General features: G+C 64.3%; 1 protein-coding gene. It reads left to right on the top strand.

The genetic code is table 11. From position 1 onward, the window contains the following. Positions 1-257 precede the first annotated feature (257 nt). The coding region (locus tag ACKGJN_RS16775; RefSeq protein WP_409540712.1) for a DUF1194 domain-containing protein at positions 258-530 on the top strand (273 nt) is incomplete at its 3' end.

Below are 530 nucleotides of genomic sequence, written 5' to 3' on the forward strand. Positions count from 1 at the left end.
TGCGGAGGGAAATAGGAATTTCCACTTTAGAGACTCGCGATCAAGCCGATCAAACTTGAGCAGAATGAACTGTGCCGGTCGCCAGCCTTTCCTCTGGATACCGCCGCACAGCCGCCCACCCGCCCCGCAAGGCGGTCGGCCATCCGGCTAGGAAAAACCCAGCCCGCGCAGGGCTGTCGTGTGAGTCCGCGCACTTCGGCTAAGATGTCACCTACTTGCCCTGATCGTCAGGCAACCACGATTGCGGAGAATGCCTCATGCGCTGGAAATCCTTGGCTCTGGCTGCCGGCTTCGCCGCCGTCGCCGCGCTGCCCCGTCCCGCCGCGGCGGTCGATCTGGCCCTGGTGCTGCTGAACGACGTCTCCAAGAGCATGGACGACGGCGAATACGCCCTGGTGAAGGACGGCTACCGCGCGGCTTTCTCCGACCCCGAGGTGATCGCCGCGCTGCTCGGCAACACCGGCGGCATTGCCGTGACCTACGTCGAATTTTCCGGCCGCGACGAGATCCAGCGGGTGCTGGACTGGCAG

Source organism: Gillisia xinjiangensis (assembly GCF_046298265.1).
In the GTDB taxonomy this organism is placed as follows: domain Bacteria; phylum Bacteroidota; class Bacteroidia; order Flavobacteriales; family Flavobacteriaceae; genus Gillisia; species Gillisia xinjiangensis.